General features: G+C 50.6%; 20 protein-coding genes and 4 pseudogenes. 3 read left to right on the forward strand and 21 right to left on the reverse strand.

Annotated features, from left to right (window positions below; all coding sequences use genetic code 11):
- Window positions 1–107: 107 nt before the first annotated feature.
- The 20 genes and pseudogenes from E0E20_RS14750 to E0E20_RS08115 form a co-directional block, all read right to left on the reverse strand.
- Window positions 108–1,703, reverse strand: a pseudogene (locus E0E20_RS14750) (SNF2-related protein); the annotation flags it as partial.
- Between the two features lie 930 nt (window positions 1,704–2,633).
- A complete protein-coding gene (locus tag E0E20_RS14755; RefSeq protein ID WP_442911475.1) occupies window positions 2,634–6,623 on the reverse strand; it encodes a hypothetical protein in 3,990 nt (1,329 codons plus the stop codon).
- Between the two features lie 15 nt (window positions 6,624–6,638).
- A complete protein-coding gene (locus E0E20_RS08040) occupies window positions 6,639–7,184 on the reverse strand; it encodes a hypothetical protein (protein WP_130837699.1) in 546 nt (181 codons plus the stop codon).
- The gene (locus E0E20_RS08045) at window positions 7,135–7,461 is read right to left on the reverse strand and encodes a hypothetical protein (protein ID WP_130837700.1); all 327 of its coding nucleotides are present in this window, start codon (window positions 7,459–7,461) and stop codon (window positions 7,135–7,137) included. Before E0E20_RS08045 ends, E0E20_RS08040 begins: the two co-directional genes overlap by 50 nt.
- A gap of 374 nt (window positions 7,462–7,835) precedes the next feature.
- On the reverse strand, window positions 7,836–8,768 hold the full coding sequence (locus E0E20_RS08050; RefSeq protein WP_130837701.1) for a ParB/RepB/Spo0J family partition protein: 933 nt from the start codon (window positions 8,766–8,768) through the stop codon (window positions 7,836–7,838).
- Window positions 8,725–9,546 carry a ParA family protein gene (locus E0E20_RS08055; RefSeq protein WP_130837702.1) on the reverse strand — a complete coding sequence of 274 codons (822 nt, stop codon included), beginning with the start codon at window positions 9,544–9,546 and terminating at the stop codon, window positions 8,725–8,727. Before E0E20_RS08055 ends, E0E20_RS08050 begins: the two co-directional genes overlap by 44 nt.
- Window positions 9,547–9,676: 130 nt before the next feature.
- A complete protein-coding gene (locus E0E20_RS13925) occupies window positions 9,677–9,838 on the reverse strand; it encodes a hypothetical protein (protein ID WP_165444034.1) in 162 nt (53 codons plus the stop codon).
- Between the two features lie 40 nt (window positions 9,839–9,878).
- Window positions 9,879–10,277 (reverse strand): annotated as a pseudogene (locus E0E20_RS08060) (23S rRNA (uracil-5-)-methyltransferase RumA); the annotation flags it as partial.
- A 100-nt stretch (window positions 10,278–10,377) separates the two neighbouring features.
- Window positions 10,378–10,461, reverse strand: a complete 84-nt coding sequence (locus E0E20_RS14760; RefSeq protein WP_442911477.1) for a hypothetical protein — start codon at window positions 10,459–10,461, stop codon at window positions 10,378–10,380.
- Between the two features lie 269 nt (window positions 10,462–10,730).
- Window positions 10,731–10,967 carry a DUF1016 N-terminal domain-containing protein gene (locus E0E20_RS14205; protein WP_242622725.1) on the reverse strand — a complete coding sequence of 79 codons (237 nt, stop codon included), beginning with the start codon at window positions 10,965–10,967 and terminating at the stop codon, window positions 10,731–10,733.
- A gap of 105 nt (window positions 10,968–11,072) precedes the next feature.
- Window positions 11,073–11,960, reverse strand: a complete 888-nt coding sequence (locus E0E20_RS08070; RefSeq protein ID WP_165444035.1) for a Kiwa anti-phage protein KwaB-like domain-containing protein — start codon at window positions 11,958–11,960, stop codon at window positions 11,073–11,075.
- A 7-nt stretch (window positions 11,961–11,967) separates the two neighbouring features.
- Window positions 11,968–12,495 carry a hypothetical protein gene (locus E0E20_RS08075; protein ID WP_130837705.1) on the reverse strand — a complete coding sequence of 176 codons (528 nt, stop codon included), beginning with the start codon at window positions 12,493–12,495 and terminating at the stop codon, window positions 11,968–11,970.
- A 38-nt stretch (window positions 12,496–12,533) separates the two neighbouring features.
- A pseudogene (locus E0E20_RS14765) lies at window positions 12,534–12,633 on the reverse strand (RNA methyltransferase); the annotation flags it as partial.
- Window positions 12,634–12,775: 142 nt separating this feature from the next.
- Window positions 12,776–13,504, reverse strand: coding sequence for a Qat anti-phage system TatD family nuclease QatD (gene qatD, locus E0E20_RS08085; protein ID WP_130837706.1), 729 nt, complete (start codon window positions 13,502–13,504; stop codon window positions 12,776–12,778).
- Entirely contained in the window at window positions 13,501–14,772 is a 1,272-nt protein-coding gene (gene qatC, locus E0E20_RS08090; RefSeq protein WP_130837707.1) for a Qat anti-phage system QueC-like protein QatC, read from the reverse strand. The genes qatD and qatC overlap by 4 nt, the downstream gene beginning before the upstream one ends.
- Window positions 14,769–15,563, reverse strand: coding sequence for a Qat anti-phage system associated protein QatB (gene qatB, locus E0E20_RS08095; protein ID WP_130837708.1), 795 nt, complete (start codon window positions 15,561–15,563; stop codon window positions 14,769–14,771). Before qatB ends, qatC begins: the two co-directional genes overlap by 4 nt.
- Window positions 15,564–15,565: 2 nt before the next feature.
- Window positions 15,566–17,455, reverse strand: a complete 1,890-nt coding sequence (locus E0E20_RS08100; protein ID WP_130837709.1) for a KAP family P-loop NTPase fold protein — start codon at window positions 17,453–17,455, stop codon at window positions 15,566–15,568.
- Between the two features lie 11 nt (window positions 17,456–17,466).
- Window positions 17,467–18,025: pseudogene (locus E0E20_RS14585) on the reverse strand (protease Lon-related BREX system protein BrxL); the annotation flags it as partial.
- Window positions 18,026–18,081: 56 nt separating this feature from the next.
- A complete protein-coding gene (gene rlmD / locus E0E20_RS14465; RefSeq protein WP_330508873.1) occupies window positions 18,082–19,884 on the reverse strand; it encodes a 23S rRNA (uracil(1939)-C(5))-methyltransferase RlmD in 1,803 nt (600 codons plus the stop codon).
- Window positions 19,885–19,888: 4 nt separating this feature from the next.
- On the reverse strand, window positions 19,889–20,830 hold the full coding sequence (locus E0E20_RS08115; RefSeq protein ID WP_130837710.1) for a 3'-5' exoribonuclease YhaM family protein: 942 nt from the start codon (window positions 20,828–20,830) through the stop codon (window positions 19,889–19,891).
- A gap of 300 nt (window positions 20,831–21,130) precedes the next feature.
- Here E0E20_RS08115 and E0E20_RS08120 point away from each other — a divergent pair, with 300 nt between their 5' ends.
- Both E0E20_RS08120 and E0E20_RS08125 read left to right on the forward strand, forming a co-directional pair.
- Window positions 21,131–22,069 carry a DUF1848 domain-containing protein gene (locus tag E0E20_RS08120; RefSeq protein ID WP_130837711.1) on the forward strand — a complete coding sequence of 313 codons (939 nt, stop codon included), beginning with the start codon at window positions 21,131–21,133 and terminating at the stop codon, window positions 22,067–22,069.
- A gap of 22 nt (window positions 22,070–22,091) precedes the next feature.
- On the forward strand, window positions 22,092–22,517 hold the full coding sequence (locus E0E20_RS08125; protein WP_130837712.1) for an EamA family transporter: 426 nt from the start codon (window positions 22,092–22,094) through the stop codon (window positions 22,515–22,517).
- A 9-nt stretch (window positions 22,518–22,526) separates the two neighbouring features.
- Here the strand turns inward: E0E20_RS08125 and E0E20_RS08130 are convergent, their stop codons facing one another.
- A complete protein-coding gene (locus tag E0E20_RS08130; RefSeq protein ID WP_130837713.1) occupies window positions 22,527–23,507 on the reverse strand; it encodes a helix-turn-helix domain-containing protein in 981 nt (326 codons plus the stop codon).
- A 282-nt stretch (window positions 23,508–23,789) separates the two neighbouring features.
- Here E0E20_RS08130 and E0E20_RS08135 point away from each other — a divergent pair, with 282 nt between their 5' ends.
- Window positions 23,790–24,848 carry a GNAT family N-acetyltransferase gene (locus E0E20_RS08135; protein WP_130837714.1) on the forward strand — a complete coding sequence of 353 codons (1,059 nt, stop codon included), beginning with the start codon at window positions 23,790–23,792 and terminating at the stop codon, window positions 24,846–24,848.
- Window positions 24,849–24,976 lie beyond the last annotated feature (128 nt).

Consider the following 24,976-nt stretch of genomic DNA (forward strand, 5'->3'; position numbering starts at 1 on the left):
ATGGCAGGGGGCTTTCACCCCTGATTTGAGATTCAAGTTCTCTGTGAACTTTTCTTATTACTAAGTGCATTCACATGGTGCTGTTCGCTATCGCTGTCAACGATAACTTATGCACAACGTTTCGCACTGTTTTTAAAATAATGGCTCTCGTCGATAAACACCCGGTCCACGCCCAGTTCTTCAAAGGTCACAAGTCTGTCTTTTCGGCTCTGGTCGTTGAGCTTTGCCATTTTCACTTCCAGTTGTTTCTTGGTTCGCTCCAGCTGCTTGACGGTGTAGCGCTCCGCTTTGGCGCGCCTGGCTTCGTCGATGCCGTCCAGGATCTCATCGATCTGGCGCTGGATCAGGATCTCCTGGCGCGCGGCGGACATAGGGATCTTTTCAAACTGGCTGTGGCCGATAATCACTGCGTCATAATCCCCGGTCGCGATCCTCGCGCAAAATTTCTTACGGTTCTTGGTCTCAAAGTCCTTTTTGGTGGCAACGAGGATGTTGGCCGACGGATAGAGTTGCAGCCACTCGCCGGACCACTGCTCCGTGAGGTGGTTGGGCGCCACAATAAGGGATTTCGTGCACAGCCCCAGACGCTTTGATTCCATCGCCGCCGCGACCATCTCGTAGGTCTTCCCTGCTCCCACTTCGTGAGCCAGCAGGGTATTCCCGCCGTACATGATGTGGGCGATGGCGTTGATCTGATGCTTTCGAAGCGTGATCTCCGGGTTCATCCCAGAGAAGCGGATGTGCTGCCCGTCGTATTCCCGCGGACGGATAGAGTTAAAGGTCTTGTTGTAAATGCAGCACAGCTGCTCACGCCGGTCAATGTCCTTCCAGATCCACTCGGCAAACTGTGTCTTGATCAGCTCCTGCCGGTCCTTGGCGATGGCCGTTTCCTTTTTATTCAGCACCGCTTTCTTATTTCCGCTCTCATCATAAAGATGGTCAAAGACGCGTACATCCTTCTGATTTAAGGTCTGCTCCAGGATGTGATAGGCGCTGATCCGTTTGGTGCCGTAGGTGGTAAAGCTCTTGACGTTGCTGCTGTCGGCATTCTTGTTGGTGATGTTCCACTCGCCGGTAGCTTTGGAGTGGAGTACGTGGATGCGATCCCTGCCATAATAGCCGGTTCCCAGAAGCTCATACATGAACTGCTCGTAGACTTCTATGGGTATCCAGTTGACGCCAATGCGCACACCAATCTCGCCTGCGGTCAGGTCCACCGGCTGCACGGCCTCCAGCGCCGTGATATTTCCCTGTACCTGTTCAGTCAGATCCGGCCTTGCCTCGGCCAGCGCCTTTACCATGCGGAGCTTTTTGCGCACGTTCCCGGACAAATACTCATCCGCCGTCACAAAGGAGAAGCGTTCAAGGTCTATAAATGCCCTGGAAATATCCGCCGCTTCCTCCGCGCACCGGATGTCCCGGAAGATCACGCCGGAAAGCTCGGCTTCCAGCTCCGCCCCGGTCTTGCCGGAGAGCTCCGCCATATATGCCATATCCACCCGCGCCTTTTCCGAGATGGAAACGGCAAGGGCTTCACTGGCGGTGTCCACCGTCGTCACCGGCACATGGGGCCGGATGGTGCGCTTGGTGAACATGTCCGCCTTGCGCTTGAAGCCTCCTTCCTCGTCCAGCACCTCCAGAGAACACAGCAGGCAGTAGCTGGCGTCCTCCCCGAAGGCAAGGCTGTTACCCCGGCTGGTGATCCTGTCGTATTTGGCGGTGTAGTCGTCGTAGAGACGATTTAATTTCCCCTGTTCGGCCCGGATGTCCGCCTCCGGATAGTCCTCGGTCTGGAGCTCAATGAGCCGCCGCACACGGTCCCGGATGGCGATCATGCCCCGGATGCGGTTTTCCGCCGTGACAGAAACGGATACCGGGTACATGCGGGAGTTTTCCCGGAAATACAACTCGCCGTCCGTAATGCTGTAACTGAAATTGCGTACTGTGGGATCGGCTGGGATGGAACGGTCTTCCTCGTCCTCCTCCAGCTCCTCCACCTCATAGGCGGTGATCTCCGCATGGAGGCCCGTGATGGCGTCCCGCAGCTGCTCGGCCAGGTCGCCGTCCTCATGGGCTTTGCAGGCGCTTTCTTCTCCAAAGCGGCCTGTCTGCATGACCATGTTGCCCAACACCATTTCTGGGTGCTGCACGAAATAGGCGTTCATCCGGATGCCGTTTTCATCCGTGTCCAGATGTACCCAGTCCGGCTCAATATCCGTCATGCGGTCCCGCTTCTGCAAAAACAGGATGTCACTGGTGACTTCCGTCCCGGCGTTCTGCTTAAAGGCGTTATCCGGCAGGCGGATGGCCCCGATCAGATCGGCACGCTGGGCCAGGTATTTGCGGACGGCGGAGTTTTCCTTGTCCATTGTCCCTTTGCTGGTGATAAAAGCAATGATGCCGCCTGGACGCACCTTATCTAAGGTCTTGCCGAAAAAGTAATCATGGATCAGCCAGTGGTGCTTGTCGTATTTCTTGTCCAGCACCTTGAAGTCACCGAAAGGCACGTTGCCCACGGCCACATCAAAGAAGCTGTCCGGCATCTGAACCTTTTCAAAGCCGTTCACGGCGATCGGACTGTTCTGATAAAGCTGCTGGGCGATCCGCCCTGATATACTGTCGATCTCCACGCCTTAGGTACGGCGTGCCGACATGCCTTCCGGCAGCATCCCGATGAAGTTTCCGACACCGCAGGCGGGCTCTAAAATGTTGCCGCCCTGAAAGCCCATCTGGGAGAGGGCGTCGTATATGGCTTTGATAATGACCGGAGAGGTATAAAAGGCGGTCAGGGAGCTGGCTCTGGCGGCAGCGTATTCTTCCTCGGTCAGCAGGCGTTTCAGTTCCGGATATTTGCTGTGGCGCTCATCAAAGCAATCGGACAGACCGCCCCAGCCCGCGTAGCGGGATAAGATTTCCTGTTCCTTTGGTGTGGCCAGCCGCTCCTCGGCTTCAATCTGCTGTAAGGTGCGGATGGCGGCGACATTGGCACTGTATTTTTCCGTGGGAGTGCCGTAGCCCAGTTCCGGGTCAGTGATGTGGAAGTCGTGTCTTTCTTCGGCTGGTATCTCCGGGTGCAGCATGGCAAAGGTCACACGCTCCCGGCGAGGTTTCGGCGGCGTAAGGGTGGCCACCGGTGCTGCCTCTCGTGTCGGCTTCGGAGCACTTTGCTCTATTCCAGATAGTTCCGGTTGCCTGTTAGAAAATGCTTCCTCCGCATCTGCAACCATAGCGTCGAAATCCAGGCTGGCAAGGTACTCGTTCAGCTCGGCAAAACCTTGGCACTCATTGGTATAGACCGGTTCCCCGTCCACGGCATAGATCAGGCGGAAATTCACAAGATCAGCGTAAACCTCAATTAGATGTTCACCGTCGCTGGTACTGGAAAGGGCCAGGTCCACATGGGAAAGGTCGGCAAAGTCCGCATCACTTTCAAAGGTCTCCTGGCAGTAGGCATTGATCAGCCAGATGGCCTTCTCCAAGTCAGTCTGCTTCGTTTTTTCCTGCTGGACCTCCCGCGTCTGTGGCGGGGTCGGAGCCGACTCATTCTTTTCCCCGAACAGGGAATAGGTGCCATCCCGGTAGGAGACAAAGGCGAATAAAGCGTCCTGCCGGTCCTGATAATACCGGTCGTCTGGAGTGCTACTGTCCGCTGCGGAGACCAGCATCGGATAGATTGCTTCTACCTTTACCGGATCGGTGAGCTGTGCTTGGATTTCCCGGGCCGCTTCCCAATAATCGCTGATCGGGTTGCCGCTGAACGGACGGGGGTGCTCCTCCGGAAGATCATAAAAAGCGCGGAGGATAATGGTCGAAAGTACCCGCCGCTCATAATCCGGCATGGCAGCCCGGTCTTCCTCGGACAGAAAACTGCCGCTCTCAATCAAGCTTGCAATACGCTGCGCGGCCTTGTTCCAGCTCCAGTCCAGCTTGGCATAGGGCGCTGTGATGCTGCCGTGGCTAAAGGAAAGGCCCTTGCTGCCATAGGTGATGTTGTCGTTGCCGCCATGCTGACCGCTGTCGCCGTGATAGTTCGCCAGATATTTTGCCCGCTCGTTCATATCCGGGTGTTCCAGATAAAAGGAGTAAACGCCCAGCCTGTAATGGGAATTGCCGCCCCGTAAGAGCCCGTCGATCTCGTCCAAGGAGATAAAGAAGCGCCGCTGGGGATCGTAATCCTCGGCGGCGGTAAAGCGGACTGGCTCACGCTGCAGGTCGGTCAGCCGTTCCAGTATTCGTTTCGGGCGGTGAAAGTGGAAACGCAGAAGATCGCGGTTTCCCTCGTAAGCGGAGATGAAGTCCTGTAACTCCTCCACAAGCACCTGCAAAGTCTCCGGCTGTTTCAGCAGCTCCTTGATCTGTGCCGTCTGCTCCAGAAAACCGCCGCCTGACGTATAGATACCGTTGATTTGCGAAAGCAAGGCCTGTTCCCGTGCTTCCTCCGCAAAGTCCTGACGGAGATACCAAAGGCTGTTTGCCACCTCCTGATATTCATAGTCTGTTACCCGGTCAAGTTCTGCCTGAGGCATGTAGCGTCCGGCGTCCAACAGTTCCCGGATACGCTTAGCCGCGTCTTCCCAGGAGATCAGCATGGAGGCATTTCCCTGTGTGCTGTCCCCGGAGGAGAGGCGAATTCCCTCGGTGTTGTACCAGATGGCATACGGACGGTCATTCAAGTAAAAGCCAGCGCCGTTCTCTCCGTAATGCTCCATGAGAAAACGGGCGTTCTCCGCAAGGGGCTTGTTCTTCATGAAGTGGGCGCGGATGATCAGGCGGCTGTTACGGTCGTTGGCTCCGATACAAAGAGCCTCATCGATCACCTGCTGGGGATAGCGGAGCCCATAGGCTACGGGTTCTGCCGGTGCCATCTGCTCCGGTGCGGTAAATTCTGCGAAATCAAAGAGGGACAGCTGCCGGGTCTCTTGTGTTTTCAGCCCCTTGCTGTCCCTGTTCAGGTGATAGTCGCCTTTGTCGATGATCTGGGCGGTCCAATCTGCCACGATCTGCCAGGAAAAGACGCTTTCCCTGCTGCGGGATAGATAAGAGCCCTCCCAAATAAGAAGGCCGTTCTCCTGTGCTTTATAGCCCACACGCCTGCGGGATGCTCCCACAAGCAGCGCCGTATAGCGGTCCGGATAGGCGCTTTTCAGATACTCTGTCCGTTCCTCGGTATCGGGGTGTGCAGCAAAATACATCTCGATCTGCGCCTTCTTGTATTTCAGGTCGTCATCCGAGTTGGCAAGGATGGCGAAGATCAGCTCCTCATCCAAAAACGCGGGAAGCCGCGTCGTCGCAAAGTCCGCACCGCTCGCAACGGAATCCACATCGGATTCCCTTTCTCGCTCCGCTCCCTTGCTTCTCCTTTCCCCAAAAAGCATTTGCTTTTTGGGGGCCCCAGTTCCCGCGTTTTCCTCCGGTGTTTCTTCGTTTAGCTGTAGATCAGCTCCATCAGCACGGTCTCCTCCGCGGCCTGCCGGATGCTGTTCATCAGCCCCACCCACTTCATCTGGTTGGCGGCCTTCAGCTGCTCCGTCACGCCCTCGGCTTTCGCCAGCTGCTCCGTGATCTGCTCCACCCGGCTCCTGGCTGTCTGCTCGATCTCCAGCAGGTGCTCCGTCAGCCTGCCGCTGGTCAGCAGGTTGGTAAACATCACCCTGCGGTGTTCCTGCAGGAACCTCCTGCGCAGCAGGCCGTATTTCCCAATCGTCACCTCTATCTCCTGCGGGGGAAGCAGGTTCGGTATCCGGTAGCCGTCCTGCATTCTGTATGTGATCCCGTTCATGTGCCTCGCTCCTTTCCTGTATATTGGTCTTGCTTTCGCTTATAGGATAAGCGTCCTCCGGAAGCTTCGCCACTGTGCGATTCAAACTTGTCTGCCGCTCCAGCGACGTAACGGTGCGGGCGATCTCCGAAAGACACATCTGTCCGATGTCGCCGGTGGCTACACCCAGGGCATTTAAGACTTGTGAGGTATTGAAATCAATCACACCCCGGAAATCATCATCGGTAAAGTACAAAGCTGGATCAATATCGCACCGGAAAAGGAGCATATAGCCTACGCTGTTTCGGACAAGATCGCGGTAAATCACTTCCAGGTTGAAATCGTCCAGTTCTTCCAGCAGGCTGTTTTCCTTGTAGTATTTCAGTTCTGAGAGATAATCCGGAAGATTGTCCTCTACGACGTTCCTGGCTGCGGATAGCAGGGCTTCGGCAAAGCCGCTCTTATCCGTCAGCTCCCCAAAGTTGTTTTCCAGTGCCTCCGTGATCTCCGCTTCATGTTCTGGACGCATCTGCCAGAGCGGGACCCGCCTGGCAAACCGTCCCGGATGGGTGTCAGAGATGTCAAAGTAGTATTTCAGCCGCGACCGTCCGAGAGCGTTCCGGTCAAAGACCGCGATTCCCGTCGCGCCGCGGTTGACCCAGCGCCCAAACTGCCTGTTCCATCGCTCGATCTCCAGTACAGCAGTGGCATCCGGACGCTGGGCGAAAAGCAGGAGCTGTTCATCAAAGGGAAGCTTATAGTTCCGGCAGGCGGTCGAAAGAAATCTTTGCCATTCCTGCGGAGCGGTCACTGCTTCCTGCATACGCTGATACAGCTCCGTAATCAGCTCATACCTTCTTGCCATCGCTTACGCCTCCTTCTACCTTTGCAATTCCGTGCTCTGCCGCTGCCAGGGAAGAGAAAGCCCGTAGACTCTGGCAATGTCATCGCCCAGCCTGCGGGTCACTCTTGTGTTATCGGCGCGGGTCGCCGTTCCGTCATACAGTTTCTCTTTCAACAGGTCGATCTGGGAATCACTTATGCCATCTTTATAGGCACGGTAGAGATAGTGGTTGGTGCCGTCGTGATGAATGGCGTCGCATCGCAGGTCGCCCAGCTGATCTACGTACCAGGTGCTGTAATCCGTATCGGCGTACAGGCAGTCCCGGATGTTCCCACTCTCGATCTCCTTGTATCCGCTGTGGCGGCCATCCCATAATCCCAGATCTCCGATCACTAAAATCGGGCGGTCCAACTGGATGTTGAGGTTCATGCGCTCATCTTCCAGGTAGTCATTGTTGATTTCATACATCAGGGAGATGCGCTCATCCTCGGACAAATCCGGATATTGCTCCTCCAGGTCATCCTTCCAGTCGTCATAGTCCAGAAAGTAATTGCTCCAGATGATATGCTTTTCTTTCTTCATCGCATCTTACCCCGTTTCCTCTTTGCCCTCGTTTTCCTTCTTTTGCCATTGCCTCCGAAATCTCTGAGAGAATACGCGCACCCACCACCTTTTTATGGTCGCCATAAGCTTCATCCAGTGCCTTGTTCTGAACAGCCAGAACCGTCCGGATATTGGGCACCGTGATCCCCGGTATCTCCACCATTTCCTCCGGTGTGATATCCAGAAGCTGACTTGGCTGATATCCGGCTTCTGCAAAGATACGTAGAAGCCGCTCTTCAAACCGTTCCCGTTTCATTTGTGGAAATCTCCTTCCTCATATTTTTCTATGTACAGGGCAGCCAAACATGCCGCCCTGTGGAAGATTACTTGCGTCTGCCTTTGATTTTCAGAAATGCCAGCACGCCGATAATCACAGCAACAAGCGCGATTCCGATTATGGTTTTCGCATTCATCCTGATCGCCTCCTTTCCGTGAGATTTCTTTGGCTCTGCCAATATCGCTTACCTGCTGAAAAAGAAAATCCTCCGTGCCGGAACTCTCCGGCAGGAGGCATGGATCATATTTCTTTTTTCAGCTGGTACAGCTGGTAACAGGGGGTGAGGTGTGGAGAGGGGGAATGAAACACAAACGGTCTCCCATAGCAGGGAATACGTCCCCCTTGGCGGAGAGTTACCGTTCCATATCCCTCTGACGCTTACGATAAAGTTCCAGTGCCTTGACGATGGTATCTTCAATCTTTTGTACGGGCGTCCCCGGTGCAAAAAATTTGCTGATACGCTCTTTTGGGATCTTTACCTGTTCTTTCTGGTTTGGTTTTTCTTCCTGTATGATGGACAGAATCACATCTCCGTTCAGCTTTCCCTCCTCCGAAAATCTCCGCAATTTGATCGCCTGAGCATAAGAGGGCGTGCAGTCCTCCATTTCCATTGTTTCTTGTAAAGCCATCTGTTCGCTTTCGGACAGGTAGGACAACTCCACGGCAGGGCGCATGGCAATCTTGCCCTCATCCACCATGTCCAACAGCGGAGGGATAAGGTTTGTCAGACGAATGTAACGTTGAATTTGTGTATTGCTATCCGGCGAATTATCTGCAAGTATCTCTCTTGATGTTAATCCCGACTTCTGTCCCACTGGGACAGAAGTTAAGTCTGTACGTTCTCCTTGTTGCCGTTTCATCGCCTCCAGTTTCATTTTGTAGGCAAAGGCTTTTTCCGATGGCAGTATCTTTTCCCGCTGCAGGTTGCTGTCAATCATCAGAAGAATGGCTTCGTCACCGGTAAGATCTCGCACAAGACAGGGAAGCTCCGTTTGCTGTGCCAGCTCTGCCGCCAGCTTGCGCCGGTGCCCGGCAACCATCTCATAGCCGCCCTCCGGCTTTGGACGTACCATAGCGGGAACCAGCACCCCATACTGTTTCACGCTCTCTGTCATCTCCTGCATGGCTTCGTCCATCCGCACCTTAAAGGGGTGGTTTGGAAAGTCGCTGATCTCGGAGATGGGAATCTTCTTTACCGTTTCCCGTTTTGCCTCATCCCGTTCCGCCTGCGTGGTAAACAGTTCATCGACCGAGGTCAGAAGATCGGCTGCGCTCTTTTTCTCCAATGCTCATCACCTCCTTTACCAGACTGCGGTAGGCATCTGCCGCTTTTCCCTTTGGTTCATGCAAAAAGATGCTCTTGTCCGCGGTACTGATCTCTGCAAGCCGCACCGTAGAGGGGATAACAGTCTGCAACACGGACAGATGCCTCCCGAAGTTCTCCCGGACAGACTTTACGATGTCTCTGCGGAAGTTTGTCTCATTCGCCATCGTCAGGAACACGCCGCCCACTTTCAATTTAGGGTTGATCTGCCGATTAATGCTCTGCACAGTCCCGATCAGTTCCGTCATATCCTCCGCCGCAAGATAGTCCGCCTGCACGGGAATCAAAACATAGTCAGAAGCAGACAGAGCGTTGATGACCAGCATGCCAAGAGAGGGACGGCAATCCAGCAGAACATAGTCGTAATCCTGTTTGACACTGTCCAGATACTGCCGCAGCACCGTTTCCCGGCTCATCACATTGACCAGTCCCACCTCTACGGCGGAGAGCGTGCGGTTGGCCGGGACGAAATCAAAGCCCTCCGCATGGTGCATGACTTCCGGGTGTACCGGTGCATCCATTCCGGCGACAATATCATTTATCTTGTTTGCCAGGGTCAGCGACAGCTCATGGGGCTTACGCTGGCCTAGCATTTTGGTAAGATCGCCCTGCGGGTCCACATCGACAAGCAGGGCTTTATGCCCGGCGGCGACCAAACCGGCCCCGATACAGTACACGGACGTACTTTTGCCGACACCGCCTTTCTGATTCGCCACGGAAATGACCTTTGTCTTTACCATTGGGGTTTTTCCTCCTTTCAAAGATTGAGCCGCCTGCGGCAGCAGACGGCTATGTAGGGAAATAGAAAAAGCCGCCTACTCTTTGTCAGAATAAGCGGCTCCCAAAGGAACGATATGTAATTGTAGTAACTCACATCAGACGGGATACCTTCACGATCATTTCGTCGATGCAGTCTGTGTATCTGCCCTCACGGATCAGCTTGTTTTTACAATGGACCAGGCTGGCCATGACGATGCGCAGCTCTTCGTATGTAAGATAAAGATAGTGTTTTTCTTTCTTCTTCCACAACATGCTCATCAACCTCCTTTTCAGGTCCATTGTACCGTGAACATCAGACACCAGACAAATGTGCGATTTTTACTGCTGATGCTTCTTTCTTGCTGATAAGTTCAAAATGAATTAATGCGTCTGTGATGGCCCTTACCTTATCTTTTGTCGGATGTGCCTTACGATTCTTTAATTTCTCAACTGCATTGGGAGCATCATACATGGGCAGGCCAAACGCTCTTTTCACTTCTGCTATGTAAGCGGTGTGTACCTTGAATCCGTATTTTTCTTCTATGTACTCCTTTATTTTCTTATATGTAACCTTTTCTTTTGGTTTGTACTTTTCTGCCCTCTCCGCTATTTTATCAAGCGGCACCTTTCCTTTTCCCTCGCCAAACTTCACTTTTACGTTGATATGACTGTCCGGAGCCTTGTGGGAAAGCATTACTACCGTCTCAACATAAGTATCGAACTAAAACATATCCCCACAAAATGGCGGAAAAACAGACAACATTTATACAGTACTAATACTGCTAGTGCATCCCTTTTCCCACAAAATATAACTAGTGACGTTCATCAAACGTTATTCTTTTCTGCCTTGCGACAAAGGAAAAACCTCTGCCAAGTTCAAAAAGGAACTTCTGCAAATACGTAATTAACGCTTGCTCTAAATCACTTTCATAAAAATCGTCATTATGTCAGTTCAAGAAATTCCAACACATATGGTTCACGAATAACATCTTCTGTTTTTTCGCTAGCTATAATGTCTTTACTTCCTCTGCAACTTGTTCTTTATTTTACTGGACAATAACCTTTCAAAAAAGAAAGAATTTATCTGACGATCAAGTTGTCTGGTACTCCATTGAGACTTTACAGTTTCCTCCAAATAAAATTCTCATGTAATTTGCTTTTCAGATCACATCAAAAGTCGATAATACATCCAACTCAATTCGCTACGCAGTGCGTAGCCGTTTGGAAACGTTAAATAAAACTGCCGCATATTTCTCAAGCTTGCAACGGTAAATCCTTTCCCAAAATCTTGAGTCATTTGTTTTGAAAATTCTTTCAATAAACCTGTTCCGTGATCCGCCTTTTCGTTACCATTTTGTTCTCCAATGATTGATTTTCCAATATTCCAATAAGCTTTAACCATTGCAAAGTTGGCAGTTTAATAAACTTTATTTCTTGCTGAAATTAGAAGTTTTGATTTCTTTATAAAAAATACATTCATCTTGTAAACTATCCCTTCTTTTACAAATTATTTATTAACCTTTCTTTTTGAATTAGCAAGGAACGTATTTTGCGAAAACGGTCCCTTATATGCCTCCTCATCCAAAAAGCCGAGAATAACCTTTATCTGTTCTTTATCATTTGGAATAACAACTTTCTTGTTTTCAACCGCAATCCTTATCCCGGCGTCTTTAGCCAATTTTTTTATTTCTGATGCTTTATAATTTACAAGCACATCAGAATCATTAATCATAGCTATTTTTCTCCTTATCCAAGTATTAGCCGTATTCTTAAATGCCTCTGTATCTTCGAAAGATAATTTGTCACTTGTTGCAAATGCTTGAACTTCTTGATCCGTTGCAGATCTATAATATTCACTCAAATCAAAAATCTGCCTTGCAAAATAGAAAGAGGAAAATTGCAATTCTCCTTCTGTATAATAACAATCCGCCGTATCAGAAATACTTATTCCAAAGTTCTTTTCTCTTCTAAATGTATCTCTAGTGAAAAATAAATTTACCCAATTTGTAGTGATATATTGTTCTTTACGAAAGCGCTGAAAGGCAACTTGAAATCTTTCAGTATCCTCCGTTTCCGTCCTCTTTCCAACAAATATTGCTTTAATTTCATAAAACTCACCGTTTTCTTTTTGATATGCAGGCACGCCTAATGGATCTCTTATTGCATCTTTAATTTCATCTGAAAGATGAAAATTTTTAATAACTAAAAACTCGTCATTATTTGGTTTATAACTGCCATCGAATGAAATTTTTGTTTTTTCAGAAATCAAATCATTTACTGCACTATCAAGTGATAAGCAAACTTCCTTTTGTGTGTCTGCATCAACTTCAAGTCTATACAATTCATCTAAATGACTTCCGTTTGCAATAATTATTATTGAACAATCCTCAAACATGCTATATTTATCTCCTCTCTGCATCCAAAAGCAAATAGTCAAAAATCCTATTAACTGTTTTCACATCTTTCGCTTTTCTAAGTTTTCTATTACTAATTAAAACGCTTCCCGATATCCCATGCTCACCGCTCACTTGATAAAAATGATATCCTCGTAAAAATAATATCGGATTGGGAATTGCTGTATTAACACATGGTGCTGCCATAATCAACATACCAGCTATAATAACGCAAATTATTAAATTAATATCCTTAATTGCCAGACTTGCAAATGGAAACATATATGTGATTATATACACAATAACCCAACTATCATAAGGGGCTATATCATTTATTCTTATTTTTATGGGGGCAAAATGCCTTTTTCCATAAGCAAAGGATACAATAAACAGTATAACAAGAACGATTCCTATACATATTGCAATACATGAAATATCCCTAGTCTTTTTTTGCCAATACCAAACCAAGGCAAAGATAAAACATAAGGGTGCAGCAGCGGACAAATTATATATAAATCGTTGTGATATATTTCCCATATCTCTAACCTACTCTTTCTGATGATTTGTTGTATCAATTATATTATCTCAAAGTATTTAAACGCATCTCGCTTCCACGCTTTTCTCTGTCGGATGCTTTCTCGGTTGTTTTAGTTCTTCTACTGCATTAGGGGCGTCCTACATAGGAAGCCCCTAAACTCTCTTTACTTCTGCTATCTTTAGGCGTCAGACGCTTCCGTGATTCCATGAAGGCTTCCTTGAATCAGGTGCTGTCGAAGAGAGTTATGCCCTTATAATTTCCTTGCATGTCAATACATTCTTACTTTGTATTGATTAAAGCTTGTAGATTTCTATGAAACAATTCATTCATGTCATCAATCCCAATGCTATTCTCTTTTGCAAAATATGAAGTAACTGTTGTATCCCACGGCATATATGGCACACCATCTTTTTGTGTGAATGGAGCATCCGTTTCTGGAAGCATCCTATCAAGTGGTATGCAGCCGATCACCTTTTTCCCCGTAGCAGTAAAACACATATTGGGATTAACACTGAACCAACAGCCAAGTTCGACTGCTTTTTCCGCATCTTTAGCGCTTCCAGTAAACCAATGAAGTACTGCAACATACTTTCCTTCATGTTTTCCAAGAATTTGCAGCACTTCTTTTACGGCTCCCCTGGAATGGATGCTTAAGACCTTCCCTCCATAAACAGCAGCAGTATGAAGCACTTCATCAAAGAACTCTATCTGCTCAGAAATTGATTGTCTCGCTCTCTGGGACCCGTCTATGCCTATTTCCCCCAGGAATCGAGCTGACTTCATCTGTTCAAAAAATAATTCTTTTTCCGAGAAACGCTGTTTTACTAGTTCTGGATGAAATCCAAGTGCTACTCTTACATTATTTGATCCCTTAAAGTACTGTGAAGTTTTGACAAACGCTCTGGGACTGGTAGTGACTGCAAGTACTTCCGTTTTCCTTCCCTTAACCTCGTCAAATACTTTCATAGGATCTTCATACAAATCTAAATGACAGTGAAAATCGATCATAATACATTATGCTCCATCAAAAGAGTCCGTATCTCGTCTAAACCACGACTTACAACGCCAAAATACTCTTTTCTTTCAGGAGCCTCACTAAATGACAAAGCTGACTTAACGAATCTCTCAATCCCATGATTTTGAACTTCTATACACGCCATTGCTGCCGCAGAAACATCTTGAGAAGTAGATCCTTTCAGGGACTCAACGCAATAACCATTCTCCGTGTCATCCTTTAGGCCAGCCTTTAAGAATGCCGCTCTTCTTACTAAACAAGGAACGCACTCGCCACAATGTCGCAATCCATGTCTCTGATATTTACCGCAACTTGTTGAGCCGAAAATGAGGGTTCTCATCAAATCCTGATTTTTACAACCGGTGAGAACTTCTCCTTTTGTTTTGAATCTATATGGAAGAACGAGATCCACTTTAAGATCAAGATCATTCCAAATATTCTGAAGCATTCTCATGTATACGGGATGCGTTGTTTTTGTGCTAAGACTACCAATCCGTATATGATCAAGCGGGATATTAAGGCTTATATAACCGTTTTCCGGAACAAATATTTCTTTTCTTCCATCTTCGTTATAATCAATGCCACATGATGCCAGAAGAGCATAAGCAAAAAAGATTATTGATCGCGCCCTTGTGGAGTTTTCTGTCCTTCCATGCTTTTTTACACTATTGCTCCATTGACATAGATTATCTTCCCCAACAGCCGCAGCATAAGCGCGCTGGTGCTCTGCATCTCCTCTAACGATCTGGGAAAGGAATAGCGGATTTCGTCCTTCCTCATGAAGATCAATGGCACCTACAAGGCTATCCATTCCTCCTGAGAGCAAACAGACGCAATCATTGCTTCTCAATGGATAATCCTTTTTGGGGCATATTGGTGCATCAAGCTTTTCAAAATGTATAGTCCAGAAATCCCCCGTTAGAAAGCGGAGCATCTCTTCAAGTTGTTTTTTCTCTTGTAGCCATTTATCGAACTCATGAACATATACTGTCATCTCAATTTGCCGCGTCCATCCATCAGCACATTCGCTTCTTAATACAGCCTTGTCCGCAGAAACTACACCCAAAGCTATCATTAGAAAATCAAACGCGGGCACTAACGGATGTATTTGGGATCTACGCATCTCTTTAAGGATTTGCAACCCAACATGCCCTACGTTCGTACGATTTTCTTCGGGCGTAGAGAACATTTCAAAATATAATGCGCTATCATCGTAAGCTGAGGGTTTACAACAGCGCGGATAACAAATGACTTTACTCATACTTCAACCTCGAATACTTCGAATGTATTTTTTATCGTATCTTGAAAGAGTTGATTCATGTCCACATTTTGATCCGTCGTTTTTCTCAATGCATCCATCTGTGTTGCAATTTCCGATTGAATATAATCTCGCATATCATTCAACCTATTCACACGGTCAACATAAGGAACATCCTGCTTTTCAAAGGCTTGCCCAATATCCATCTGTATTCTGTTAAAAGCCTCATTACCAAGATATATTGCCGTTAATGACCAAATCTGATCGTCGCTCAAATTGCTGAAATCAGCATCTGGATTTTGATCCATAAACTCACTTAATGCGGATGTTCCTGAATCACGGCAGGATACCTCATCAACACTTCCGCCTTTTGGACATACATGACCCACTATGGCATCAATTATTTCAGATGCATCTGCTCCGCGATTCTTGAGCTCCGATATCTCTTTTCCTAAAGAAAAAGTAGTATCATCTCTGAGAGAACGGAAAGTGTTGAAGAAGTTTGATGCGGTTTTTGTTGATGTGCGCATTCTGCGGGCAACATTTTGTGCCCCACCCATTCCAGTTTTTGAATAATGCCCTAGCGATCTCCTCGCAGAATCTTTACTACCGGAACGGACATATTCTCCCATGCTTTTTCGCGCACTTCCAAACCGCGCTTTCGGAGCAATTCCTATAGCTGGATTCACATTGTTATTCTGGTTATCTTGTCCAGGAACATCAATATCATCTAGCCATGGCGGATCAAAAGAAACGCCTGCTCCTGGTCCTTTACTTGAAGCGGAAGTCCCCATGCTTATTTCCTCGATTTCTTAGGCGTTATAGAATTCTTAACCGATTCTGGTGTTTCTGAATCGTTAACCCATTTTTCAAGCAATCCTTTTGCCCAATCCTTATCTTTGATTCGTCCCACGATCGCAGGTTTAACAGATTTCGATGGAATTTCACCTAATGCTAACGCCAACCTATCTCCTATAGAAGGATAAGCCTCCGTAATATGGATTGCCGCACACACTGTGTCCACTTTCCACTGATTACCCCTGCCGATTCGCGCAATTTGATTCAGTAGCAGTGTGGATTCCATCTCTCCGATTCCCTTGATCTTATCTATTAGCCCCTGGTTTAGCGGTCCATTCTTCACCACCTTTAAAGCTTCTAAGATTTTCTTTCCTTCAGGAGACAACTCATCATATGCAGCAAAAGGCATTGATCTGTCTTTGCTCAAATAAATCAATGGACGCAAATCCATTTCGCCTAAAGCAGGTGACAACAACAACCATTTCTTGATGAAATCCGTCTCCCAATTAGTGTCAGGAGCATTGTATTCATTGCCGGTTACCAAACTATCTTCCAATTCTTTTATGAAGTTCGGTTTTCCATCCTCATCTTGTAAGACTTGCTGAGACAAGTAATCAAAAGCCCCGGCTGAAGCACATCTTTCAAAGAGTAGCATCTTGATAAGAAGCCCTGGATCAACTGTAATACCGTTAAATGTTGCTACTTTCTTGCGGATTTCCAGTGAGTTCATGAACCTCTTTATTAACCTTGGATTTCCCTTAATGTTGTCTGCCGTCGCAAGAATACCAGCTAACTGATCTGCCAAAGAAACATAACCTGAAAGCCCCTCTAAAGTGATTTTTTCCAAAGCTTTTTCGATAGCCTCCTTAGTTACGGGAGTTTGCCATGCGCCAGAAAGCAAGTCATTCAACTTCTTCTGGGCGTCAGTAAGCATCTTTTCATCCAGATTGTGCTTTCTGATATCTGCCTCGATATACAGAAGGACAATGTATACTTTGATTTCAGCAACACCCAAACGCGGCACAGTAATCGGCACCTGTATCAGCTTATCGAAATAGCTTGTGATTAAGCCTTCGGATAATTCAACGTCTCCAAAATGCGCTCGGACGCCGTTCCGTATCATCTGTTCATCTGCTGCAATGATAAAAGCAGTTCTATCGACAAACAGCAAAAGTCTCATAGCCTCAAGTGTTGAAACAGCAGTTTCCGGCAGACATCTGTCCAGATCGTCAACCAGCACTACTAATTTTACATTGAGCTTTTCTAAGAGCTCTTGGAATTCCTTGCGGAGTCCTTCAATCTGCTCAGTTGCTGGCTTTGCCGCTTCATCTTTTAAGAGTTCCTTCATTTCAGGAGCAAATTTCTCAAACGCATTGTTGACAGCCTCGCTGTTTGCCGAAGCTTCCTCTGGATTACCTATACTGTTGGAAATGGCGGAGACAAGACCTCCGATTGCACCTACCGCATTAACTCCGGGAATAAAACTGGCGATAAGAGGAAGCACTAATTTAGAAACCTGAAACCAGCTTATCCTTTTGGTGAACTTTTTCAGTTTATCCCAAGCTCCATCTCCTTCAGGGATCTTTCTCTTTTTCATTTCGGAAGACAGCTTTTTGGAAACTGATTGTAACAGAGCTGCTCTGGCATCATCATATCCTTGATAAAGCCAAGCATTGAACTCTAAAAAAATATAGTTTTCGTCTGTCTCATCGCGGTTCTTCAAATCCTGGCCGATCATCTTTACCATCGATGATTTTCCTGAGCCCCAACTTCCTGAAACTCCTATAGATATTGGGCTCTTTCCCGATTCAACAATCATGTCCGCGACTGCCTGCGAAACAACAGAAAAATGCAGATAATCTGTTGACGTTTCTATATCATTCCACATGTATATTCTCCTTACTCCACTCCCAGTGCTTTATACACCGCATCTTCAGCGCTGTTATTGAAAATCAAATTAAATCCTCCAACCAGATCATTCGGGACAGTACCAAGAGCCCGATGGAGGTTATCGGCAACAATACTCTTTTCGCTCCAGAGTCCAAGTACACCTGCAAAGTGTTCGCCAGTTCATCTACCTTGATGATAGTGCCGCCTATCCGATTACCATTCGCCTTCAGGAAACTGAACGCAGTATGGGGAGCTTCTCTGTATTCACGGTCAGAATCGAAACCAGTACGATCGAATTTGCCGTTTCCGGGGAACATCTGGCTCAATAAAAGGAACTAGCCGATCATTCCTGATTTCCACAGACTGTCGCATATACCAGTCTAGAATTGCACACGCCCTCAGGAATCAACTTTCCACCGCCCTACTCAAGCACTGAAATGTAGTGTCCTTCAAAAGTCGTGTTATTAATGTATGAGAAGTTCACATGAAAGGACTCCATGTCACCCAGCTTCTTCAGCTGTTCCTTTACGCGACGGCGCATCTCCAGTGCAAAAATCAGGCTCTTTTCACCTTTATTATATAAGTGCTATGCACCTTGAATCCGTATTTTTCTTCTATGTACTCCTATATCATCTTATATGTAACCTTTTCTTTTGCTTTGTACTTTTCTGCCCTCTCTGCTATTTTATCAAGCGGTACCTTTCCTTTTCCCTCGCCGAACTCCACTTTTACGTTGATATGACTGTCCGGAGCCTTGTGGGAAAGCAGTACTACCGTCTCAACATGCACCGTCTGCCCGAACTGGTCCACCGCCTGCACTCTCTCGAGCTCATACCGGTACTCCTCCCCGTCCCTGCTCCTCTGCCCCCTCGTCAGCTTCGCCAGATCGCGGGCAAGCGTCGCGCTGTCGCAGCTCACATATACGATGCGCTTCGGGGCCATCGCAAGGCAGGTCGCAATCGTCACATCGTCCAGTCCCCTTCGCGGCGGATCGACCACAATGACATCCACCGGATGCTCGCGGTATTCCTCCCGGTGACGCTCCACGTAGCGCGGCAGAACCTCCTCCGCGCGCCCCACCTCAAACTGCACATTGCATATTCCGTTAAGGCGCGCGTTTTCTCTTGCATCGCGGATCGCCTCGGGAATCACCTCCACCCCGTAGACTTTCCCCGCTCTGCGCGCAAGAAAAAGCGAGATCGTGCCGATCCCGCAATAAAGATCCCAGACCGTTTCCTTTCCGGTGAGCCCGGCAAAATCCAGAACAAGACTGTACAGCTTCTCCGTCTGTTTCGGATTCACCTGATAAAAGGAGAGCGGCGAGATTCTGAAATCCACACGTTCCCCAGTCGAAACAAAGCGCACTCCAGAAGCCAAACCGGCGCCGGAACCAATATCAGAACCGGCGCCGTCTCCCGCTTCTTCCCTCTCCGTCAGGCCCTCACGGCTTTCCGCGCCCATATCCTCCACCGCAAACACCCGCAGTGAATCGCGGATCGCCTCCGCCCCCCAGATGACGCGCAGCGTTTTCCCGAGAATCACGTTGCCGCGGGCTTCATTGCAGTTCAGGGATATTCCCGCAACGCCGGGCAAGGTGCGGAGCCGCTCCACCAGACGCTCCTCGGCGGGCAGCGTTTTCCCGTTGACGACAAGGCAGACCATGATCTCACGGCTGTACAGGCCGGTTCGGATCAGAACGTGGCGCAACAGGCCTCTGCCGGATTTTTCGTCATAGGCCGGAACCTGTTCCTCCTGCATATAATCGAGCACCGCCCGCAAAATTCTGTCGTTCCCCACATCCCCGAGCAGGCAGTCCGTCATCGGGACAATGCTGTGCGTCCGGCCTGCGTAGAAGCCTGCGACAGGCTTTCCGCTGCGGTCCGTCCCCAGCGGCACCTGCGCCTTATTGCGATAACGGAACGGCTCCTCCATTCCCACAATCGGCCGCATCACACGGTCGAGAAGCGCGGGTGCAAAACTTCCGAGCCGGAGCAGATTCCCGCGCACCTTTTTCTGCTTGAATGCAAGCTGTTTTTCATAGCGAAGCGTCTGGAGCTGACATCCGCCGCACTGTCTGGCAATCGGGCAGCTTGCCTCGACGCGATCCGGAGAGGGGCAGTCGACGGACAGAAGCCTTGCATACGCATAGCCCGGCGCAGCTTTCATAACGGCAGCGGTAACCGTATCCCCGACCACCGCATCCTTTACAAAAACAGTGTAGCGTTTCCCCTGTTCCGCACCCGCGCTTTCACTTTCTGCCGAAGCGAACCGCGCGCCGCCAGACTGCATCCCGCCGGGCTGCGCATTGCCAGACTGCGCTGGCAGCACAACGTGGCCGATTCCCTCGCCGTCATTTCCGATGTCTTCAATCGTCAAATGGAGAATATCGTCTTTCTGCACCGGCGTATTTTTTCTTTTTCCAGACATATCCTCACAGCTCCGTCCTGCGGATATTGCTTTCCAGCGAGTTCTGATACCCGAGCCAGCCGTTCACACTGCTGCCACTCAGAATTTCCTTGAACATCTCCATCCGCGCGTCGGTATTATCCGCAAAATGCAGGGCCGATGCCTCCGCCAGAGCAGGCTTTTTCGGAGAGCCGTACTCGAGCTCCCCATGATGGGCCAGAATGCAGTGGCGCAGCTCCATGGCAAGCAGCGACGGAAAATCCGGAATATCCCGCAGCTTTTCATCCACCATCTCCACCCCGATCACAAGGTGGCCGATGAACTGCCCCTCGTCGGTATAATCATTCTTCGGAAAGGCCGAGAGCTCGCGAATCTTTCCGATATCATGAAGCATGGCCGCCGGAACGAGCAGATCACGCTTCAGTATCGGATAGGCCTTGCAGTAATAATGGCAGAGATTCGTGACTCCGAGGGTGTGCTCGAGGAGTCCCCCCACAAAGCCGTGGTGGATCATCTTGGCCGCCGAAGAGCTGCGGAACGCCGCGGCAAAAGCCTGATCCTCGGTAAAAAACGCCCGGAGGAGCTTCTGCATCGGCTCCGTATGGATGGTTTCAATATAATGCGTCAGTTCCGCATACATCTCATCGATCGACTTGCTGGAAACCGGGAGGTAATTGGCCGGATCGTACTCCCCCTCGCGGCAGCGCCGCACACGGGTGACATTGAGCTGCAGATTGCCCTGAAAGCTGGTGATGCTGCCCGTGACATCAATATAATCAAGATTGTCGAACTCACCGATTCCCATGTTGCCCGGCTCCCAGATCTTGGCGTCAAGCGTCCCAGTTTTGTCCTGCAGCGTCAGGCTGTCGTAGGCCTTGCCCGCCTTGGTTTTGAGCTCCTGCTTCTTTTTGCACAGATAAATATCATGGACGCTGTCGCCCTCGCGAAGATCCTGAATAAAACGCATATGTCCCTGCCTTTCCTCCTGCGGCCCTGCCGCCGGCGCCCCCCGGATTCCAGTCCGGTGCTATTCAATGATGTTCTCGATCCCGGAACAGTCATTGCCGTGCTCCCCGGATTCCGTACTCTGCGCCGGGCGCCGCCCGGAGCTTCCTTTCTTACCTGTCAACGATAAAAATCGCCTGCAGCACCGGCTGCAGACGAAATAATTATAGCATGAAAACCGCGCCGTCCGATGGTAAGATAATGGGAGCCGGGCAGCGGCGCGCCCCCGCGCAAAAAGAAGCGCTTCGGCATGGAGACGGATATGATCATTCAGACCGGAATGAGAACAGATATTCCCGCCTTTTACGCGGATTGGTTCGCGAACCGCCTGCGGGAGGGCTTTGTTCTCGTGCGCAATCCGTATAATCCGCTCTCCGTCACCCGCTACGAGCTGAACCCCTCCGTTGTGGATCTGATCGGCTTCTGCACAAAAAATCCTGCGCCCATGCTGCGCCGGGGCCGCATGGAGCTCCTTTCGCCCTACGGTCAGTACTGGTTCGTCACCATCACTCCCTACGGGCGCGAAATCGAGCCGAACGTTCCTCCGAAAGAGGAAGTGATCGACAGCTTTCTGCGTCTGTCACAGCTCGTCGGCGCGGATTCTGTCGCATGGCGCTATGATCCCATTCTGCTCGATAAAACCTACACTCCCGAGCATCACATTCGGGATTTTGGCGAGATGGCCCGCGCACTTGCCGGCAGCACGAAGACCTGCGTCATCAGCTTCATCGATCTTTTCCGGAAAGTGAAGAACAATTATCCCGAGGCGACGGCGATTCCGCCTGCCGAGCAGCACCGGCTGACCGCAGAATTTGTCCGTATCGCCGCGGCATACGGCATGACGGTCCGCCCCTGCGGGGAGAGCCCGGAGCTCGCCGCGCGGGGCGCGGACTGCGGCGGCTGCATGACCGTCCGCATCTTTGAGCAGGCCATCGGCCGGAATCTGAATGTTCCGCCGAATCCGAAGAACCGAAAGGAATGCGCCTGCTATCTCACCGGAGACATCGGGCAGTACAACAGCTGCGGCCACCTGTGCCGGTACTGCTATGCGAACGCCGACCGGGACGTGGTCCGAAGAAACATGGCTCTGCACGACCCGGAATCGCCGCTGCTGATTGGGTCTATCGGGCCGGACGACATCATACACCACGCCGCGCAGGAAAGCTGGATTGATCCCCAGCTCCGACTGACACTGTGCTGACACATTTATGAGGACCGCTTTCATGCTTGCTTATCTCTGGCCCGTTGCTCTCGTTATTCTCTCCAATGTCATTTACCAGATCTGCGCCAAGGCCCTCCCCTCCGGGATGGATCCTCTGGCCTCCATGACGATCACGTATCTTGTGGGAGCCGTCGTCTCCGCGACTCTCTACTTTGCTCTGCACCGGGATGCGGATCTCCTGCACGAATACGCAAAGCTGAACTGGGCTCCGTTTCTGCTCGGCATCGTCGTGGGACTGGATGTCGGCATGCTCTTCGCCTACCGGAACGGGTGGCAGGTCAGTATGCTCAATATTGTCCAGAGCGCCTTTGTTGCCGCGGCCCTCATCCTTGTGGGGCGCCTCCTCTACCACGAGGCACTCAACTGGAATAAAATCGCCGGCATCGCCGTCTGCCTCATCGGGCTGGTTCTCATCAATCTGAAATAAGGCAGAGACTCATCCGAAAATTCCGGACAGAACCCCGGCGACCGGCCATATGACCCACGTGATATCCCAGCGCATAGTCAGAAAGCTGACCAGCAGATACACAGCGGTGACGATCGGCCAGTATATTCTGCCGATCTTTTCCTGCGCCAGCTTATGCCTGCGGGTATAGTCTCCCTCCTCAAGGAGCGTCTGGAAACCGTCCCATATCACGCTGGTGCGGACAATCAGGAAAACGCCTGCCGCCACCATCGCAAGGAGCAGACACACGCCCAGCGCCATGGCGAAATTATTTTCTTTCCCGATGGCTCCCTCCTCGAAAAAGCCGCCGATCAGTGCCGGAACCACCGCAAAAATGCACAGCACGATCCCTGCGACCATATCGCGGGTATGCTCGGATTCATAGCTGCTCCGCGCCTCTTTCGTCATTCCTTTCACACCGTAGGCGGTATCCAGCTGCTCCTTGCCCAGATATTCAAAGCGTCTGCTCCGAAGCGACACCGCCACAAAAATCGCGACCGCTCCCGCAATGAGAAGAATCAGAGGAATCAGTCCCAATATTCCGCCTTGATCCTCCGTGATCGGGAGATATCCCGCCTCTCCGGCCGCGGACAGAAAGATAAGAAGAATCGGAGACACGATGCACATCGCCACGCCAACCGCAATCCAGCCGGCATTCCGCCCGTTCAGCGCAAGATACTCGTTGGCCTCCTCCAGCGAAACATAGGTCAGCTTTTCTCCCTGTTCATTTACAACCGTTTCATTCACCGCAGGGAGCGCTTTCAGCTCCTCCCCCATATCCTCCCGCAGAAGATAATCCGTCGATACCGCAAACAGATCCGAAAGCTGCAGCAGCTTATTCATGTCGGGCATCGCCTGCACGCTCTCCCATTTGGAAACCGACTGGCGGCTCACGCCCAGCTTCTCCGCGAGCTGTTCCTGCGACCAGCCCTCCTTTTTGCGAAGCTCCATAATTTTATCTGCCAGAATCATACGTCGTCCTTTCCCGGGATCCCTGTTTTCCATCTCTGCTTTTCCATCCCGCCGTTTCCGGACGGCGCCTCCGTCAGTCTCTCTGCGCCGCCGCCCGCTGTCCTCGTTTGCGATATCAGCATAAGAAATACGGCGGTTGCGCGCTACCATGCAGGCCTTGCAATCTGTCAACCGGCGGTTGCATTCTGTCCCGTTTGACCGCTCCTGCACCCCGCGGTAAGATATTTCCGATATTATCTATATTGTCATTGTCTTCCCGTATACCCCAAGGAGAATTATGCCATGTTCCCGTTCCGTATCAAAGCGTTTCAGGAGCTGACCGCCGCCGAGCTGTATGAAATCTTCCGGGCCCGGGCGCAGATCTTTGTCGGAGAAGAAAAAATACTGTATCCGGATGCCGACGGGCTCGATTACAGCAGCCTCCACATATTCCGCATGCAGGAAAACGGAACCGTGGCCTGCTATCTCCGTATGTTCCCCGACCCGGAAGTCTCCTCGGCGCTTCGGATCGGCCGCGTGCTCGCCGTCCGAAAGGGCGAGGGACTCGGCACCGCACTCATGCAGACGGCCATCCGGACCGCCGGAACACAGCCCGGAATCCACGAGCTTCGCCTCGGCGCACAGCTTCATACGGCCGGTTTTTATGAAAAGCTCGGCTTTATCCGATGCTCCGGGGAATTTTCCGAAGCCGGCATCCCCCATGTCGCCATGCGTCTGGAGCTGTCTTCGCCCGCCGGCGGGGCGCAGGCAGAGGCTCCCGCCCCGCCGGATGCCCGCGCCTCCCTGCTGTCCGTCCGGACCGCTGTCCCCGGCGACGCGCCGCGGCTTCTGGAAATCTATGCTCCGTATGTGAGAGACACCGCCGTTTCCTTTGAATACGAGGTTCCCTCGCCGGAAGAATTCCGGCGTCGGATCGAGAGCACGCTCCTCCGTTACCCCTTTCTTGTCGCGGAAGAAAACGGGCGCGTGATCGGCTACTGCTGCGCCGGTGTATTCAAAAACCGGCCGGCCTACGACTATGCCGTGGAGACCTCCATCTATGTGGACCCGGTGGCCCGCCGGACCGGAGCCGGCAGAGCGCTCTACACCGCTCTCGAGGACGCGCTCGCACGCATGGGGATCACCAACCTGTACGCCTGCATCGCCAGCCCCGAAGCGCCCGATAAATATCTTACACGAAACAGCATCGAATTTCACAGTCACCTCGGCTACCGCCTGATCGGCGAGCACCTGCGCTGCGGTTATAAATTCGGCCGCTGGTACAATATGGTCTGGATGGAAAAAATCATTGCGCCGCATACCAGCCCGCAGGCGCCGCTTACATGGTTCCTGAAGCTGTGAAAGACCGAAGCACGCCGAAGGCACTTCAACGGTAGCCTCAGCGGCGCTTTGTAACGGGAGCTGGCACGGCCGGATGACACGACGGTCTGGCGGAAGCAGATACCGCGAGGGCGGTACGATATCCTCGG

This window comes from Lachnoclostridium sp. Marseille-P6806 (assembly GCF_900625025.1).
Classification (GTDB): Bacteria; Bacillota; Clostridia; order Lachnospirales; family Lachnospiraceae; genus CAG-791.

What these genes read in the sequence shown, in the direction of transcription:
- E0E20_RS14755 (WP_442911475.1), bottom strand. Translation starts at nt 6,623, where the DNA reads ATGGCAAGAAGGTATGAGCTGATTACGGAGCTGTATCAGCGTATGCAG.
- E0E20_RS08040 (WP_130837699.1), bottom strand. Translation starts at nt 7,184, where the DNA reads ATGAAGAAAGAAAAGCATATCATCTGGAGCAATTACTTTCTGGACTAT.
- E0E20_RS08045 (WP_130837700.1), bottom strand. Translation starts at nt 7,461, where the DNA reads ATGAAACGGGAACGGTTTGAAGAGCGGCTTCTACGTATCTTTGCAGAA.
- E0E20_RS08055 (WP_130837702.1), bottom strand. Translation starts at nt 9,546, where the DNA reads ATGGTAAAGACAAAGGTCATTTCCGTGGCGAATCAGAAAGGCGGTGTC.
- E0E20_RS13925 (WP_165444034.1), bottom strand. Translation starts at nt 9,838, where the DNA reads ATGTTGTGGAAGAAGAAAGAAAAACACTATCTTTATCTTACATACGAA.
- E0E20_RS14205 (WP_242622725.1), bottom strand. Translation starts at nt 10,967, where the DNA reads ATGGTTAAAGCTTATTGGAATATTGGAAAATCAATCATTGGAGAACAA.
- E0E20_RS08070 (WP_165444035.1), bottom strand. Translation starts at nt 11,960, where the DNA reads ATGTTTGAGGATTGTTCAATAATAATTATTGCAAACGGAAGTCATTTA.
- E0E20_RS08075 (WP_130837705.1), bottom strand. Translation starts at nt 12,495, where the DNA reads ATGGGAAATATATCACAACGATTTATATATAATTTGTCCGCTGCTGCA.
- qatD (WP_130837706.1), bottom strand. Translation starts at nt 13,504, where the DNA reads ATGATCGATTTTCACTGTCATTTAGATTTGTATGAAGATCCTATGAAA.
- qatC (WP_130837707.1), bottom strand. Translation starts at nt 14,772, where the DNA reads ATGAGTAAAGTCATTTGTTATCCGCGCTGTTGTAAACCCTCAGCTTAC.
- qatB (WP_130837708.1), bottom strand. Translation starts at nt 15,563, where the DNA reads ATGGGGACTTCCGCTTCAAGTAAAGGACCAGGAGCAGGCGTTTCTTTT.
- E0E20_RS08100 (WP_130837709.1), bottom strand. Translation starts at nt 17,455, where the DNA reads ATGTGGAATGATATAGAAACGTCAACAGATTATCTGCATTTTTCTGTT.
- rlmD (WP_330508873.1), bottom strand. Translation starts at nt 19,884, where the DNA reads ATGTCTGGAAAAAGAAAAAATACGCCGGTGCAGAAAGACGATATTCTC.
- E0E20_RS08115 (WP_130837710.1), bottom strand. Translation starts at nt 20,830, where the DNA reads ATGCGTTTTATTCAGGATCTTCGCGAGGGCGACAGCGTCCATGATATT.
- E0E20_RS08120 (WP_130837711.1), top strand. Translation starts at nt 21,131, where the DNA reads ATGATCATTCAGACCGGAATGAGAACAGATATTCCCGCCTTTTACGCG.
- E0E20_RS08125 (WP_130837712.1), top strand. Translation starts at nt 22,092, where the DNA reads ATGCTTGCTTATCTCTGGCCCGTTGCTCTCGTTATTCTCTCCAATGTC.
- E0E20_RS08130 (WP_130837713.1), bottom strand. Translation starts at nt 23,507, where the DNA reads ATGATTCTGGCAGATAAAATTATGGAGCTTCGCAAAAAGGAGGGCTGG.
- E0E20_RS08135 (WP_130837714.1), top strand. Translation starts at nt 23,790, where the DNA reads ATGTTCCCGTTCCGTATCAAAGCGTTTCAGGAGCTGACCGCCGCCGAG.